At 62.1% G+C, this 14,296-nt stretch carries 14 protein-coding genes; 4 read left to right on the top strand and 10 right to left on the bottom strand.

The genetic code is table 11. From position 1 onward, the window contains the following. Positions 1-97 precede the first annotated feature (97 nt). Entirely contained in the window at positions 98-442 is a 345-nt protein-coding gene (locus tag P7F60_RS25440) for a hypothetical protein (RefSeq protein ID WP_277920503.1), read from the top strand. Positions 443-501: 59 nt separating this feature from the next. Here the strand turns inward: P7F60_RS25440 and P7F60_RS25435 are convergent, their stop codons facing one another. Next, entirely contained in the window at positions 502-1,341 is an 840-nt protein-coding gene (locus tag P7F60_RS25435; RefSeq protein ID WP_277920502.1) for an alkaline phosphatase family protein, read from the bottom strand. A gap of 67 nt (positions 1,342-1,408) precedes the next feature. Beyond that, positions 1,409-2,992 carry an ABC transporter substrate-binding protein gene (locus P7F60_RS25430; protein ID WP_277920501.1) on the bottom strand — a complete coding sequence of 528 codons (1,584 nt, stop codon included), beginning with the start codon at positions 2,990-2,992 and terminating at the stop codon, positions 1,409-1,411. A 168-nt stretch (positions 2,993-3,160) separates the two neighbouring features. Here P7F60_RS25430 and P7F60_RS25425 point away from each other — a divergent pair, with 168 nt between their 5' ends. After that, positions 3,161-4,648, top strand: coding sequence for a PLP-dependent aminotransferase family protein (locus P7F60_RS25425; protein WP_277920500.1), 1,488 nt, complete (start codon positions 3,161-3,163; stop codon positions 4,646-4,648). A gap of 201 nt (positions 4,649-4,849) precedes the next feature. On the opposite strand, the gene cydB is transcribed toward P7F60_RS25425, so the two are convergent. The 7 genes from cydB to trxC form a co-directional block, all read right to left on the bottom strand. Continuing rightward, positions 4,850-5,854 carry a cytochrome d ubiquinol oxidase subunit II gene (gene cydB, locus P7F60_RS25420; RefSeq protein WP_277920499.1) on the bottom strand — a complete coding sequence of 335 codons (1,005 nt, stop codon included), beginning with the start codon at positions 5,852-5,854 and terminating at the stop codon, positions 4,850-4,852. Beyond that, complete coding sequence (locus P7F60_RS25415) at positions 5,844-7,247, bottom strand: cytochrome ubiquinol oxidase subunit I (protein ID WP_277920498.1); 1,404 nt, start codon at positions 7,245-7,247, stop codon at positions 5,844-5,846. The genes cydB and P7F60_RS25415 overlap by 11 nt, the downstream gene beginning before the upstream one ends. Positions 7,248-7,525: 278 nt before the next feature. Beyond that, the gene (locus tag P7F60_RS25410) at positions 7,526-7,849 is read right to left on the bottom strand and encodes a hypothetical protein (RefSeq protein WP_277920497.1); all 324 of its coding nucleotides are present in this window, start codon (positions 7,847-7,849) and stop codon (positions 7,526-7,528) included. Between the two features lie 556 nt (positions 7,850-8,405). Then, positions 8,406-8,606 (bottom strand): hypothetical protein, encoded by a 201-nt coding sequence (locus P7F60_RS25405; protein ID WP_277920496.1) that lies wholly within the window; start codon positions 8,604-8,606, stop codon positions 8,406-8,408. 137 nt (positions 8,607-8,743) lie between these two features. Beyond that, on the bottom strand, positions 8,744-10,000 hold the full coding sequence (locus tag P7F60_RS25400; RefSeq protein WP_277920495.1) for an arsenic transporter: 1,257 nt from the start codon (positions 9,998-10,000) through the stop codon (positions 8,744-8,746). 30 nt (positions 10,001-10,030) lie between these two features. Then, positions 10,031-11,284: an MFS transporter gene (locus P7F60_RS25395; RefSeq protein WP_277920542.1), complete on the bottom strand. Its 1,254-nt coding sequence runs from the start codon at positions 11,282-11,284 to the stop codon at positions 10,031-10,033. A 220-nt stretch (positions 11,285-11,504) separates the two neighbouring features. Beyond that, positions 11,505-11,948, bottom strand: coding sequence for a thioredoxin TrxC (gene trxC / locus P7F60_RS25390; protein ID WP_277920541.1), 444 nt, complete (start codon positions 11,946-11,948; stop codon positions 11,505-11,507). Positions 11,949-12,040: 92 nt separating this feature from the next. On the opposite strand from trxC, the gene P7F60_RS25385 reads away from it, so the two are divergent. Beyond that, the gene (locus P7F60_RS25385) at positions 12,041-12,361 is read left to right on the top strand and encodes a metalloregulator ArsR/SmtB family transcription factor (RefSeq protein ID WP_277920494.1); all 321 of its coding nucleotides are present in this window, start codon (positions 12,041-12,043) and stop codon (positions 12,359-12,361) included. A 136-nt stretch (positions 12,362-12,497) separates the two neighbouring features. Here the strand turns inward: P7F60_RS25385 and P7F60_RS25380 are convergent, their stop codons facing one another. Next, positions 12,498-12,782 (bottom strand): metalloregulator ArsR/SmtB family transcription factor, encoded by a 285-nt coding sequence (locus P7F60_RS25380; RefSeq protein WP_277920493.1) that lies wholly within the window; start codon positions 12,780-12,782, stop codon positions 12,498-12,500. 217 nt (positions 12,783-12,999) lie between these two features. Here P7F60_RS25380 and P7F60_RS25375 point away from each other — a divergent pair, with 217 nt between their 5' ends. Beyond that, positions 13,000-14,292: an FAD/NAD(P)-binding oxidoreductase gene (locus tag P7F60_RS25375; RefSeq protein WP_277920492.1), complete on the top strand. Its 1,293-nt coding sequence runs from the start codon at positions 13,000-13,002 to the stop codon at positions 14,290-14,292. Positions 14,293-14,296: the final 4 nt, after the last annotated feature.

The raw sequence follows: 14,296 nt of genomic DNA, 5'->3' as shown, positions 1-14,296 counted from the left end.
AGATTGCCATAGGCGTTGACTGGATTGGCGTGGCATATTGGCGTCGCCAACCGGCCAGGATGCATCCGCATCCGCGCCCAAATGTCCCGGAGATCCCATGTCGAACGATCGCTGCCCCGTTTTGTCCCCCGAGCAACGAAAATTCCTCGATATACGGGAGGCGGCCGAGATGGCGCTGTTCGAGACAATCGAAAAGGCGGTCGCGGATGCGGCCGCAGGCGCATCGGAGGCGGTTCGTTCCGCCGGCCTCGAATTCGAGCCGACGCATCAGGACTATTTCGCGTTCGCAGCCCAGCAGATGTTGTTCGTTCGCCTGTGCGGCGGCGATCCGCGAACGCTCGCTGGAGGCGATCCGGAGACCGGAGACCGGATTCTGCAAAACGGTCGGCATATCATCGATCGATACTGGCGTGGGAACACCATCGACGAGTCAGCAACCTGACCGGCGAACTGTCGAGCCGGGTGCCGAAGCCGAACCAGGCGTATCCGTGATCCACTCGCTCAGGTGAGAAAGGATTTGTATTGCATGCTTGCGGGCGGCTCCACGCCCATGCGTGACAGCACTGTCGGTGCGAGTTGAAGCTGGTTCAGGAGGGTCTCGGCCGGAGGGCCTTCGCCGCCGCCGAACCAGTAGAAGGCGAAGTCCTGCATCTCGTCGTCATGACCGCCATGGTGGCCGCGGTTGGTCTGGCCGTGATCGGCGGTGACGATGACCTCGTAGCCGTTTCTGCGCCAGCGCGGCAGGAAGGCCGCAAGCTGTGCGTCGATGGTAAAGCAGGCATGGTCCATCTGCGCGCAATCATGGCCATAGCGATGCCCCATGCTGTCGAGCGTGCAGGTATGCAGGATGCCGTAGTCGATCGCATGGCGCTCGGTCAGCATGGTCAGCGTCGCAAACAGGTCGAGATCGCTGGGCGTCATCTGGTTCTGGTGGTTGTAGCCCGTCATGGTGTGGAAGCGGCCATGATGGATCGGCCCTTCCGCATCGTCATATTCGATGTCGCGCACCATGTCGAAGGGCGCGCGCTGGAAGAAAATCGACCAGAAGGAATGGGTCACGGCGCCCGTCCTGCCGCCGGCCCTGGCGACTTCGGAGAAGATGTCCGGCTGCTCGACGCGGAACAGGGTTTCGTTCGAAAGCACGCCATGCACCTGCGGCGGCACGCCGGTGTGGATCGAGGCATAGCAGGAGGCGGAGGTCGAGGGCAGAACCGAGCGCATCTTCCAGACGCGGGCTTCGCCGGCCTCCACCCAGCCTTCCAGATTGCCCATCAGCCGTCTTGCGTTGCGCCAGGGCTGGCCGTCGAGAATGATGAGCAGAAGTTTGTTGCGAAGCGGCATCTTGGGGTCCTTGGCATGATGTGAAGCACCGCCCCCGGGGGCGGTGCGTTCGATCCGGGTGTCGCGCTCAGGCGCTAAGCCAGCAGCGCAGCGGCGCGTCGCCATTCATCAGTTCGCCGGCGGGATTGTCCACCCAGCCCTGGATATTCGCGCTGACGCCGTCGATGAAATCGTTGAACATCGGCGCGATCAGGCCGCCTTCGTCGCGCATCATCTCCGACATGTCGCGATACATCGCACGCCGCTTCGTCTCATCCAGTTCCGCGCGCGCGGCGACCACCATCTTGTCGAAGGCCTCGTTCTTGAAACGGGTGTCGTTCCAGTCCGCAGATGAGATGTAGCCGGTGGAATACATCTGGTCCTGGGTCGGGCGACCGCCCCAGTAGGAGGTCGAGAAGGGCTGCACATTCCAGACGTTCGACCAGTAACCGTCGCCGGGCTCGCGTTTGACCTCGATGGCGATGCCGGCCTTCTTGGCGCTTTCCTGATACAGCACCGCCGCATCGACGGCGCCGGGAAAGGCCACTTCCGATGTACGCAGCAAGACCGCGCCGTCATGTCCCGATTTCTTGAAGTGAAAGGCGGCTTTCTCCGGATCGTAGGCGCGCTGCTCGATTTCCTCGTAAAGTGGATAGGCCTTGTTGATCGGCGTGTCGTTGCCGACGGACCCATAGCCGCGCAGGATACGCTCGATCATCGTCTCGCGGTCCATCGCATATTTCAGCGCAAGGCGAAGATCCTTGTTGTCGAAGGGCGCCGTGTCGCAGAACATGTTGAAGGGATAAAAGCCACGGCCGGATATGTTCCGGATCGTCACCCTCGGCATGTTTTTCAGAAGGGAAACGGTTTTCGGCTCGATCCGGTTGATCATGTGCACCTGCCCGCCCTGCAGGGCGGCGATGCGTGCCGTGGCGTCATTGATGACGACGACCTCCACCTGTTCGGCGAAGCCGGCGTTTTCGCGGTCCCAGTAATCTTCGAACCGGGTCGCGTTATAGCGCACGCCCGCCTCGCTGGCGGCGAGCTTGTAGGGTCCGGTGCCGATCGCCGCCTCGGGATTGTCCTTCGCGCCGCCAGGTTGGATCACCAGATGATAATCGCTCATCAGGAATGGCATGTCGGCATTGGCTTCTTTGAGCGTAATGACGACGGTTTCGCCATCCGCCTTGATGGTTTCGACGCCCTTGAGGACGCCGAGCGCGCCCGACTTGGCGCTCGCATCCGAATGCCGTTCGAGCGTCGCGACCACATCTTCCGGCGTCAGGGTCTTGCCGTTGTGGAACTGCACGCCCTTGCGAATCTTGAAGGTCCAGGTTTTCGCATCGGGCGAAGCACTCCATCCTTCGGCAAGGACCGGAATCGGCGAACCGTCCGGCGCCAGCCATACGAGGGTCTCGCCCCAGAGGTGGCAGACGATCGCGGCGACCTGATTGGTTGCAAGGCCCGGATCGAGGCTGTCGGTGGACGCGCCGCCCTGCATTCCGAGCCTGATCGTGCCGCCGCGCACCGGCCCCTGTGCTCTGGCGGCGGTCGACAGCAACGACCCCGCCGCCGCAAGGCCGACCCCCAAGGCGGCGCTGCGCCCAAGGAAATCCCGGCGCGACATCCGGCCTTTCGCAACCAGGCCGGAAAGATAGCTAAGTTCATCCATCGGTAGTCCCTCGATATGGGCGAAACGGTTTCGGCCGCGGCTCGTCCGCTGCCTCGCCATTTGCTTCTGCGATGGATATTAATCGCCAAGAGTGCTGTATACATATCCAGAAAACGCGAAAATGGCCAGTCCACTTGTCACGGCCCGGCCATAAGGTGAGGCGGTGCAATGGTACGGACGATCGACGGCTCCAGCCTGGATGGCCTGATGCTCGATGCGCAGAGCGCACGGCCTCTTTACCTGCAGCTCTATGACGGCTTGCGGGAGATGATCCTGTCGGGCGCGATCCCTGGCGGAATGCGCATCCCGTCGTCGCGGGTTCTCTCGCAGAGCCTCGGCGTATCCCGCTTCACCGTCGTGACGGCGCTCGACCAGCTTGTCGCGGAAGGCTATCTCAGGTCCGCGCGTGGCAGCGGCACCTATGTGGAAACCGTGCCCCGTCGCCAGTCCACAAACACTCACGCCTCCCCGGAAGACGCAAACGCGATCCCGGACCGGTTCGAAAAGCGGCTTTCCCGGCGCGGGCAGGCGCTGACATGGCGCACTTCCCTGACCCTCAATGACGGATCGCAGCAACTGCACATGGCGACGCCCGATCATCGGCTGTTCCCGGTAGACATCTGGTCGCGGCTGACGAAGGAGGTCTATGCGCAAGGCGATTTCCGCATCGTCAATTATCGCGAGATCCTGCGGCCGTCGCTGCTCGAAGAGCAGATTGCCCGCCACATCGCCGTCAGTCGCGGTATCCGCTGCGAGCCAGAGGACGTGGTGACCACGCTGGGCGCCCATCATGCCGTGACGCTTCTCGCCGAACTGCTGCTCGATCCCGGCGACACCGTCGCCTTCGAAGAGCCGGGCATGGCCGCGATCCGGTCGATCTTCCAGTCAGCCGCTTGCAGGATCGAGCCGATGCATGTCGATGCATCGGGGCCTGATCCGCATACCGTCGCCAGCCGCGACGTCAAGCTTGCCTTCGTCACTGCGGCCAAGCAGCAGCCGATGACGATCGCCATGCCGATGAAACGAAAGCTGGAAATGCTGCACTGGGCCGCCGACCGCGATACCCTGATCATCGAAGACGATCTGGGCAGCGAGTTCCGCTATCGGGGCGGTCCCATCCCGCCGCTGAAGGCGCTCGATCGCTCCGGCCAGGTCATCTATATCGGTGCCTTCAGCATGACGCTGCTGCAATCTCTGCGTGTCGGCTACATGATCATGCCGCGGGCGCTTGCGGAAAAATGCCGCCGGCTGATCCAGGTGCGCTACAGGGCATTGCCCCAGTTCACCGAGCAGATCGTCGGCCGCTTCATCGAGGACGGCCATTATGCCCGTCATCTGCACCGGATGCGCCGGATATATGCCAGGCGCCAGAACCGGCTTTTGCAAATCCTGCGGTCCGATTTTGCCGATATCTTCGAGCCGCCCGAATTCGCATCGGGATTTTACAATCTCTGCTACTACCGGGACCAGTCGGTGGACGAGGACGCGATCCTGATCCGTTGCCGTCACAACAATCTCGGCGTCGAACAGCTTTCCTATTATTACGCAAACCGGGCATCGCCGCGAAAGGCGCTTCTCGTCGGCTTTGCCGCATCCAGCGAGGAGGAGATCGACATCGCGGCGAAGGCGTTGAAACGATGCCTGGCAGCGGGCTGACGGAGTCGCGAACGCCATGCCGTTTCGAAAGCGCCCGCGGCAGCCATTGCCGCGGGTGAGGTTGCCGGCTTTTTGCCCCTTAGTGCGGCTGGTAAAGCCAAAGCCGGATGGCAAAGGCGACGGCGCCCGTGGCCAGGACGCCCAGACACCACAATGCGACAAACCACAGGATGCGATGTCCCCAAGGCGCAGATCGCTGCATCAGTGATATCCCTCGCCGTGCCGGACCTTCCCGCGGAACACCCAGTAGGCATAGGCCGTATAGGCAAGGATGATCGGGACGAGCACGAGCGCGCCGACCAGGAGGAACGACAGGCTTGCAGGCGGAGCGGCCGCATCCCAGATCGTCAGGGAGGTCGGCACGATATAGGGATAGAAACTGATACCGATCCCGGCATAGCCGAGGATGAACAAGCCGAGCGCTGCCAGGAACGGCTGCGCGTCCCGGCCGGTGCGCAAGCCGCGGACGATGAGATAGAGACAGCCAAGCACCAGCAGCGGCACGATGACGCTGAAGATCGCGGTCGGAAATCCGAACCAGCGATCGAGGTAGAGCGGGCGCTGCCATGGCGTCCACAGGCTGAACACGCCCATCGCCGCTACCGTCGCAAAGGCGAGCCGCATTGCCAGGCGGCGTGCGCGTGCGGCCAGTTCGCCTTCCGTCTTCATCACCAGCCATGTCGAGCCGAGCAACGTGTAGCCGATCAGCAGGGCGATGCCGGTGGCAACCGAGAATGGCGTCAACCAGTCCCACCAGCCACCTGCGTAAGCGCGGTCGACGACGGGAATCCCCTGGACGAGCGCGCCCAGCGCGATGCCCTGGCAGAAACCTGCAACGAGCGAGCCGCCTGCGAAGGCGACATCCCAGACACGTTCCCAGCGTTTCGTTCGCCACCGGTATTCGAAGGCGACGCCGCGAAAGATGAGGCCGAGCAGCATGGCGATCAGCGGCATGTAAAGCGCCGGGAGGATCGTGGCGTAGGCAAGCGGGAAAACCGCAAGCAGCCCGCCGCCGCCCAGGACCAGCCAGGTTTCGTTTCCGTCCCAGACGGGTGCGACGGAATTCATCATCACGTCGCGATCCTTCTTGTCGGGAAACAGTGCGAACAGAATGCCGACGCCAAGGTCGAAGCCGTCCATCACGACATAGGCAAGGACCGCGAAGGCGATGATGGCGGCCCAGATGAATGCGAGATCAATGACCATGAGTGCCTCCATGAGCGGGGCCGGGGGTAATGCCGCGCGTGCGGATCGGGCCTTCCATGAGTTCGGGGGAGGGATCGCGCGGAAGGCGCGCCATGAGGCGCAGAAGGTAGAACGTGCCAGCGCCGAAGACGAAGAAATAGACGACGATGAATGCGATCAGGGACGTGGCGACCGCCGGGGCGGCGATCGGCGAATGGGACTCGGCCGTCAGCAGATGACCGTAGATCGTAAACGGCTGCCGGCCGACTTCCGTGGTCACCCAGCCGGCGAGCACCGCAGCGAACCCCGCCGGCCCCATGGCGACCGCCACCCGATGCAGCCAGACGTTGGAGTCCAGCGTTCCCCTGTAACGACAGAGCAGCGACCACATGCCGATCCCCAGCATCGCGAAGCCGATCCCGACCATGAGCCGGAACGACCAGAAGACGATGGCGACCGGCGGCTGCTTGTCCTCGGGGATGGTGTCGAGCCCTGCAAGCGGTTCGTCGAGACCGTGTTTGAGGATCAGGCTGGAGAGCTTGGGTATTTCGACCGCGTAATCGACCCGCTTTTCCGCCTGATTGGGAATGCCGAACAGGATCAGCGGCGCACCGTTCGGGTGGCTGTCGAAATGCCCTTCCATCGCCATCACCTTGGCCGGCTGATGTTCGAGCGTGTTGAGGCCGTGCGCGTCGCCGGCGAGGATCTGCAGCGGCGCAACGATCGCCGCCATCCACATGGCCATGGAGAACATCGTATAGGCGCGAAGCGGCGCGGTTCGTTTCAGGAGATGCCAGGCGCCGACCGCGCCGACGACAAAGGCGGTCGTCAGGTAGGCGGCAAGCACCATGTGAACAAGACGGTAGGGAAAGGACGGATTGAAGATGACCGCCCACCAATCGACCGGGATGAATTGCCCGTTCTCGTTTATCGCGAAGCCGGTCGGCGTCTGCATCCAGGAATTCACGGCGAGGATCCACGTCGCCGAAATCAGCGTGCCCAGCGCCACCATGCCCGTCGCCAGGAAATGCAGGCCGGGGCCGACGCGCTTCAGCCCGAACAGCATGACGCCGAGGAAACCTGCCTCGAGGAAGAAAGCCGTCAGCACCTCGTAGCCCATCAACGGGCCGATCACAGGCCCGGCCTTGTCCGAAAACACGGCCCAGTTCGTGCCGAACTGGTAGGACATGACGATACCGGAAACCACCCCCATGCCGAATGCGACGGCAAAGATCGTCTTCCAGAAATCGAAGAGCTCCAGATAGGTCTTGTCCTTCGTTTTCAGCCAGAGTGCTTCGAGGACAAAGAGGTAGCTCGCGGTCCCGATCGAAAAGGCCGGAAAGATGATGTGGGCAGAGACCGTGAAGGCGAACTGGAAGCGGGCAAGGACGAGTGCGTCGAAATGCTCGAACATGGATATCTCCGGTGGAGAGGCTCAAGTCAGGCTGGGCGGCCAAGTTCCTGCTGAGCATATAAGCTGCGACGGCAAAAGTTAATGTGGCAAAAAGACTGACGGGCCTATCTTTCCGTGTATCGGCGCGCAGGGGCTTTTGGCAGGCGGGAAGTGGCCTTCGAAAACGGTGGCATCAAGACGCATCATTCTCGCGGCCGCCCCATCCGCGATGAACGCCAGGATGGCCGTTCGACGTGCTTTTGCGGGTCTTTCACGGTCCGCATGAGCGCGCTCGCATGTCAATGCCGTGACATCGAGGGGCTCTCATCGGCAATCTCGCTGCTTTGCAAGGCCTGCAACACTTCCCGCGCCATGAGGTGAGCGGCGCTCAGGACAGCGGGCGACAAAGGCCGTCCGTCCCGGGCATCCCTCGAGATTCTCAGCAATCCGACGAGTTCGATCGGGTTTTCGATAAACCCGTCAAGCGCATCTTCGATTTCCTTGGGAAACTGGGAATCGATTTCCCATGCAAGCTGGCCGTCCTCATCCAGAACCCCCCTGTCGATGAGGATGGCTTCGACGCACTCGATCCAAAGGCTGAGTTCCGTACGCATATCCACCATCAAAACGCTCCTGTTCTTTCATCCGCGAAATGACTGCCCCCCGAGATGAGCCGTCTGTCGCCCTCGGGCACTTGGCGGAAACCAGTCATGCCGGCGATGACGACCAGATGAAGCTTGAAGGCAGGCGGATGTGTCTCGAAAGCTCGTTTCGATGACCTCAGGATCGTCCCGCCGAGTCAGCGGCGGGACAGCGCTTTCTCGATATGCAAAATTTTCTTCTCTCTCATCGCGCCTTGCCCGTTTCATTCATCTTGGGTTCAGAATAGATGATATTAGCGAATCGTCCGCGAATGTCACGTCACGACGTGATGAAACCCCGGCGTGTTGGTGATCGGCCGGTTCATTCGCATTCATCGGGTTGGCAAGGTGGTCGCCGCTTCATTTCAGGATGGTTCGCTCAGACCGCAGATTTGACGTGTCGGCTTGGCGGCAAGGTCGATGAAGGCGGTGGGACTGTGAAACCACCCGCCGGCGTGGGTGGCGGCGGAATGGACGGGTCGATCAGATGCGGCCAGCCCCTCGGCCGCCTCTCGGCAGACGAGGGTTCCGGATCGTATCAGCCGATAAAGACGACATCCTGTTTGCGGCATTCGTCATGGATGTGGTCAAGCAGATCGTCTTTTTCGAAGACGTTCGGATAAAGCCGCAGAAGCGTGCTGGCGAGAAGTCCGCTGTTCACGATGCGAACGCCTGCTTCATTCGGCTCAGCCGCTGCAAGCTTCCTTCGGACCTCGTTGCGAATCGAGTTTTTGCTCATGGCGCGTCCCCTTTCTTCAACGGCGACAGCCTGCATAACCGGACAATGCCTGTCAATGTTTCCAGGGCAGAAACTGAGGCGCTACATCCCAATTTTCATGGAAGCTTTTGTTTTATATCGATAATCCCGGTCAATCCCTATAGTATCGCCAGCGTTGCCAGAGAGGCGGCAAGGGCTGGGATCATGACCACGACGCCGATCTTGAGGAAGCGCCATGCGCCGATATCCAGACCTTCCCGCCGCATGGCGGTCAGCCACAGGATCGTCGCCAGCGAGCCGGTGATCGACAGATTGGGACCGAGATCGACGCCGATCAGCACGGCGCCGGCGATCTTGTCGGGCACCTGCGCGGCCTGAACGGCGCTACCCGCCACCAGCCCAGCCGGCAGATTGTTGACCAGATTGGACACCAGCGCCACCACGACACCCGCCATGGCGCCGGTCTGCGCCGGAAAATCACGCGCCCCTTCGGCAAGATATCCGGCGAGGTGATCGATTAGCCCGGTTCGGTTGAGAGCCTCGACGATGACAAAGAGGCCGCCGACCAGTGGCAGAACGCTCCATGAAATTTCCTTGAGGGTGGCAGTGGGGCTCTGCCGGGTGATCAGCAGTATCGATGCCGTCGTCAGGCAACCCGCAACGAATGTCGGAAGTCCGAGATCGAGGCCGAGGGCAGAGGCCGCCAAAAGCAACACCGCCGTGATGCACAATCCCAGCGCGGCGAGTTTTGCAGTTGGCGTCAACTCGGTTTCGTGTATGTCGCTGGCCAGGCTGTCTGCGGCGAGGGCCGAGCGCTGGCTTGCATACAGCGCCAGGAAGGTCACGGCAATCGAGGCGATCGACGGCAGCGCGAAGATCGACAGCCACCGCAGAAGCGAGGGCATCGTCTCGCCGCGAAAGATCACCAGGTTGGCGGGGTTGGAAATCGGCAGCACGAAGCTGGCGGCATTGGCGATGAAGGCGCAGATCAGGAGATAGGGCATCGGATCCTTGACCCTTGCCGCCCGGCAGGCCGCATAGACCGCCGGCGTCAGCACCACGGCGGTCGCATCGTTCGACAGGAAGACGGTGACGACGATGCCGACGCAATAGATCAATATGAACAGGCGCCGGGGGGAGCCCTTCGCATGCGCCGTGGCGATCGATGCCAGCCAATCGAACAGTCCTTCGCGCCGGGCCAGTTCGGAAAGCAGCATCATGCCGATGAGGAAGAGATAGACATCGAGTCCCTTGAGAATGCCGACCCAGGCATCGGAAATGCCGATCAACCCCAGCGCGACGAGAAGCGCGGCGCCGATGACGGCCCATATCGCTTCAGGAAGCGCAAACGGCCGGGTGATCACGCCGAACGCCGTCGCACCGGCGATCGCCCAGGTCATCATCAATGCATTCATACTGTATCTCTTCCAAACCAGAGCACATGATCAAGGTGTCGCCAGCGCTTCTGCATCCCGAGCGGCTTCGTTTTCCGCCGGGGGCGCGATGCTCTTCTGTCCCACAAGGAACGCCGCCACCGCAAGCGCCGCGACGCCACCATGTACCCAGTAAGCGAGCCCGTATCCACCCAAATTCGTGAGCCATCCGGCCACGACATTGCTGAGGGAAGCGCCGATTCCCTGCACGGTCATGACCGCGGCAAGCCCGACATTGAACCGCCCGGTGCCGGACAGGATCCGCTCCGCGGCAATCGGCGTCGCAATTCCGATCAATCCGGCGCCGATGCCGTCGAGTATCTGCACCGGAAAGATAACGGCAAAAGCGCCCGTCGACCCGGCGATCGCGCCGCGGATCGGCAGTGCCAGCAATGCGATCATGAAGACGGTCGCCAGACCGAACCGGCGAATGAGGAACGGGGCAGCCAGGGCCATCACGATCATCGAAAGCTGGGAAACGCCGGTGGTGATGGCCGTCGTTCGGAAGGGGGTGCCGAGCTGGATCGAGAAGTCCTGGGCGATCAGACGGCTGATCGGCGCATTGCCGAAGTGGAAGATCATCAGAACCAGCGCCAGGAGGACCAGACCCTTGCTGCCGACGAGGACGGAATAACCGGACGGGCCGGGCGCGCCGTCGTCATGGGCAAGGCCGCGCGCCACGTCGTTGTCGATCGCATGGGGGTCGATCGCTATCACCGCCGCGATCGCGGCGGCGGCGCTGAAAACCATCATCCAGACGATCCCGGCCATGCCGAACAGACTCGTCGCCAGATAGATTGCCACCAGCGAGACGACATTGCCGAGATGGTTCCAGAATTCGTTTCTGGAAACCTGGCGCGAAAACCGCCTCTGCCCGACCAGACCGAGCGTCAGGCCCATCAAGGCCGGGCCTATGACGGCGCCGACGATCGCCGTCGCGGACTGGCCGCCGAACACCGAGGCGTTGCCGGGGCTGGCAAGCGTCCACAGCGCCGCGGCGGTCACCAGGACGACGGGAATGACGATCAATGTGCGTTTGCGCTTGGATGCATCGACCCAGGCGCCGAACAGAGGCGTGGCGACCATCCCGAGCACGCCGCCCAGCGTCGCGACGATACCAAGCGTCATCGGCGACCAGCCCCTGGTCGCCAGGAATCCGTCGAGGAAGGGGCCGAGGCCGTCACGTGCATCGGCCAAAAAGAAGTTCAGGATAGCCAGCGCCACCAGAGAACGCGTGGTCAGGCCCTCGCGCGCATTTGTCTGCATTCCGAACTCCCAGGGGTTAAACGGCCATATGGAGAAATGGCTGCTGGTAATGGCATACCCCGTGCTTCGGTTCCACCGGCGCCCGCCGATTTCCATCGCCGGAAAGCGCCGGGGCCGCCTTGGCCCGATAGAGGCCTTTCGACGGCATCGCATCCGTTCCCCGCTTGTTGTCGCGAGACGCGGCGCGGTCACCTCGCGGATGGCGCCACCACCATAGTCATCATGTCGAGGGAAGATGGCGTCTGGCCCATTCGACGATCTGCCGGGTGCTCATCGCGCCGGAAACGCGCCCCTGTTCGATGCCGTTCCGGAAAAGGATCATTGTCGGAATGCCGCGGATGCCAAGCGTCGCGGCGATTCCGGGCTCGGCATCCGAATTGAGCTTGATGAGCCGCATGTCAGGTTCGAGTTCGGCTGCTGCCTTTGCATAGGCCGGCGCCATCATGCGGCACGGTCCGCACCACGGCGCCCAGACGTCGACAAGGACCGGAATGTCATTTCGCGTCACCTGCTTCTCGTACATCGTCGCATCGGCGTCGACGGGATGGTGTTCGAACAGCGGCGCCTTGCACGTACCGCATCGGGCCGACAGAGGATCGCGGCCGGCGCTGACCCTGTTCACAGTCGCACAATGGGAGCAGACAATGTTGCGGCTCGCGTTCATGGCACGTCGCTTTCCAAAACGGGCAACTGCGAGCCCGGAACCTCGTCGCTTTCTGTTGGAAATAATATTCAGGTTATTGTATATTCGCAATAATGAAAATTAATCCGGAAATCATGCAAGTCGCGGCCGACGATGCCAGCGAACTCCTCAAGGCGCTCGCCAACCGGCACCGGCTGCTGATCCTTTGCCAGTTGGTGGACAGCGAGAAATCCGTAGGCCAGCTCGCCGGGTTCCTCGGCATCCGCGATTCGACCGTGTCGCAACATCTGGCGCTGCTGCGCCGCGACAGGCTGATTGCCGGCCGCCGCGACGGTCAGACGATCTGGTATCGGATTGAAAGCGAGCCCGCCCGCAATGTGCTGAACGCGCTCTACCGGTCGTATTGCGAGCCCGCCGCCGATCGGGATCGGTAGCGCCCAGGCGCGGGCCATGGGTCTTCCATTCTCGAAGCTGTCCATGAAAAGACTGGATGATCGCCTGGATCATCCAGTCTTGAGCCTCTAGCCACAGCCGAGGGAAATCCAGACCCTCCCGACCGTCGCCGTCGCATCACGTCTGGCGCGACAGAGGCGATTGCTTCGCTGCGTTTGGCGGGCAGAAAGCGTCCTGAAGCGCGCCAACGACGATCAGAACCTCCGGCCGGACAATCGAATAATAAACGGTCGTGCCTTCGCGGCGCGCCTCGACCAGCCCATCCGACCTCAGCCGCATCAGTTGCTGCGACATTGGCACCTGGTCGATATCGAGTTCCTGGCGCAACTCGCTGACCGACTTCTCTCCAGCCACGAGGGAACACAGCACCAGCAGGCGCTGCGGATGAGACAGGCTACGCATCAGTTCGGCCGCCGAATTGGCCGCGGGGATCATATCTGATACATTCATAGTATTGAATTTACATTTTTTGAATGTTATATGCAAGGATAGAAGGTCGGGAGGCTTTCTCCACCGGGGGTGCGGGGCCGGCCATGCCGGCCCGCGTCATGCCGAGGGAAAAAGAACACGCGGGATACCGCCGGAAGAGGCTGGCCGCTCGCGCATCGGAGGAAATGTCATGTCTCACATCGTCGTTCTCGGCGCAGGCCTCGGCGGCATCATCATGGCTTACGAGATGAAGACCAAGCTGCGGCGCGAAGATCGGATCACCGTCGTCAACCTTGGCTCGCACTACTCGTTCGTGCCTTCCAATCCCTGGATTGCGGTCGGCTGGAGGAAGCCTGACGACATCACCGTCGATCTCGTCCCGGTGCTGAAGCAGCGCGGCATCGAGCTGCGACCGGAAGGGGCGGAGCGAATCGAGCCGGCTTCGAACCGGATCCGTCTCAATGGCGGCGATGTCATCGACTACGATTATCTCGTCATCGCGACCGGACCGGAGCTTGCCTTCGACGAAGTGCCGGGGCTCGGCCCCGCGGGGTTCACCCAATCGGTCTGCCAGACCGACCACGCCCTGCAGGCCAAGACCGCCTTCGATGCCTTGGTGAAGGCGCCGGGACCGGTAGTGGTCGGCGCCGTGCAAGGCGCCTCCTGCTACGGGCCGGCCTACGAGTTCGCCTTCATTCTCGATACCGCGCTGCGCAATGCGCGCGTCCGCGACCGCGTGCCGATGACCTTCGTGACCCCGGAACCCTATATCGGCCATCTCGGGCTCGACGGGGTGGGCGACACCAAGGGATTGATCGAAAGCGCCCTGCGCGAGCGCCACATCAAGTGGATCACCAACGCGCGCACGACGAAGGCCGAGGCCGACAGGCTTGTCGTCGAGGAGGTCAACGACGATGGCTCCATCAAGGCGGTGCATGAATTGCCCTTCTCCTTCTCAATGCTGCTGCCGGCTTTCCGAGGCGTTCCCGCCGTTTACGGCATCGAGGGTCTGACCAACCCGCGCGGTTTCATCACCATCGACAAGCACCAGCGCAATCCGGCCTTTCCGAACATTTTCGCAGTCGGTGTGTGCGTCGCCATTCCCCCGCTCGACAAGACGCCGCTTGCGGTCGGCGTGCCGAAGACGGGTTTCATGATCGAATCCATGGTCACCGCGACGGCCGAGAACATAGCATCTCTGCTGAAGGGCGAGAAGCCCAAGGCGGTCGCGAGCTGGAATGCCGTGTGCCTTGCCGACTTCGGCGACGAAGGCATCGCCTTCGTCGCCCAGCCGCAGATTCCGCCGCGCAACGTGAACTGGTCCTCGCAGGGAAAATGGGTTCACGCCGCCAAAGTCGGGTTCGAGAAGTATTTCTTGCGCAAGGTCCGGCAAGGCAAGGCCGAAACCTTCTACGAGAATCTGGTGCTCGACATGTTCGGCATCAAGAAGCTGAAGGAAATCCACATCGAGACTGCGGAATAACCGC

The sequence above is a fragment of the Rhizobium sp. YJ-22 genome (assembly GCF_029601685.1).
In the GTDB taxonomy this organism is placed as follows: Bacteria; Pseudomonadota; Alphaproteobacteria; order Rhizobiales; family Rhizobiaceae; genus Metarhizobium.
Note: the sequence above shows the minus strand (reverse complement) of the source record. Positions and strands in the feature narration are given on the sequence as shown.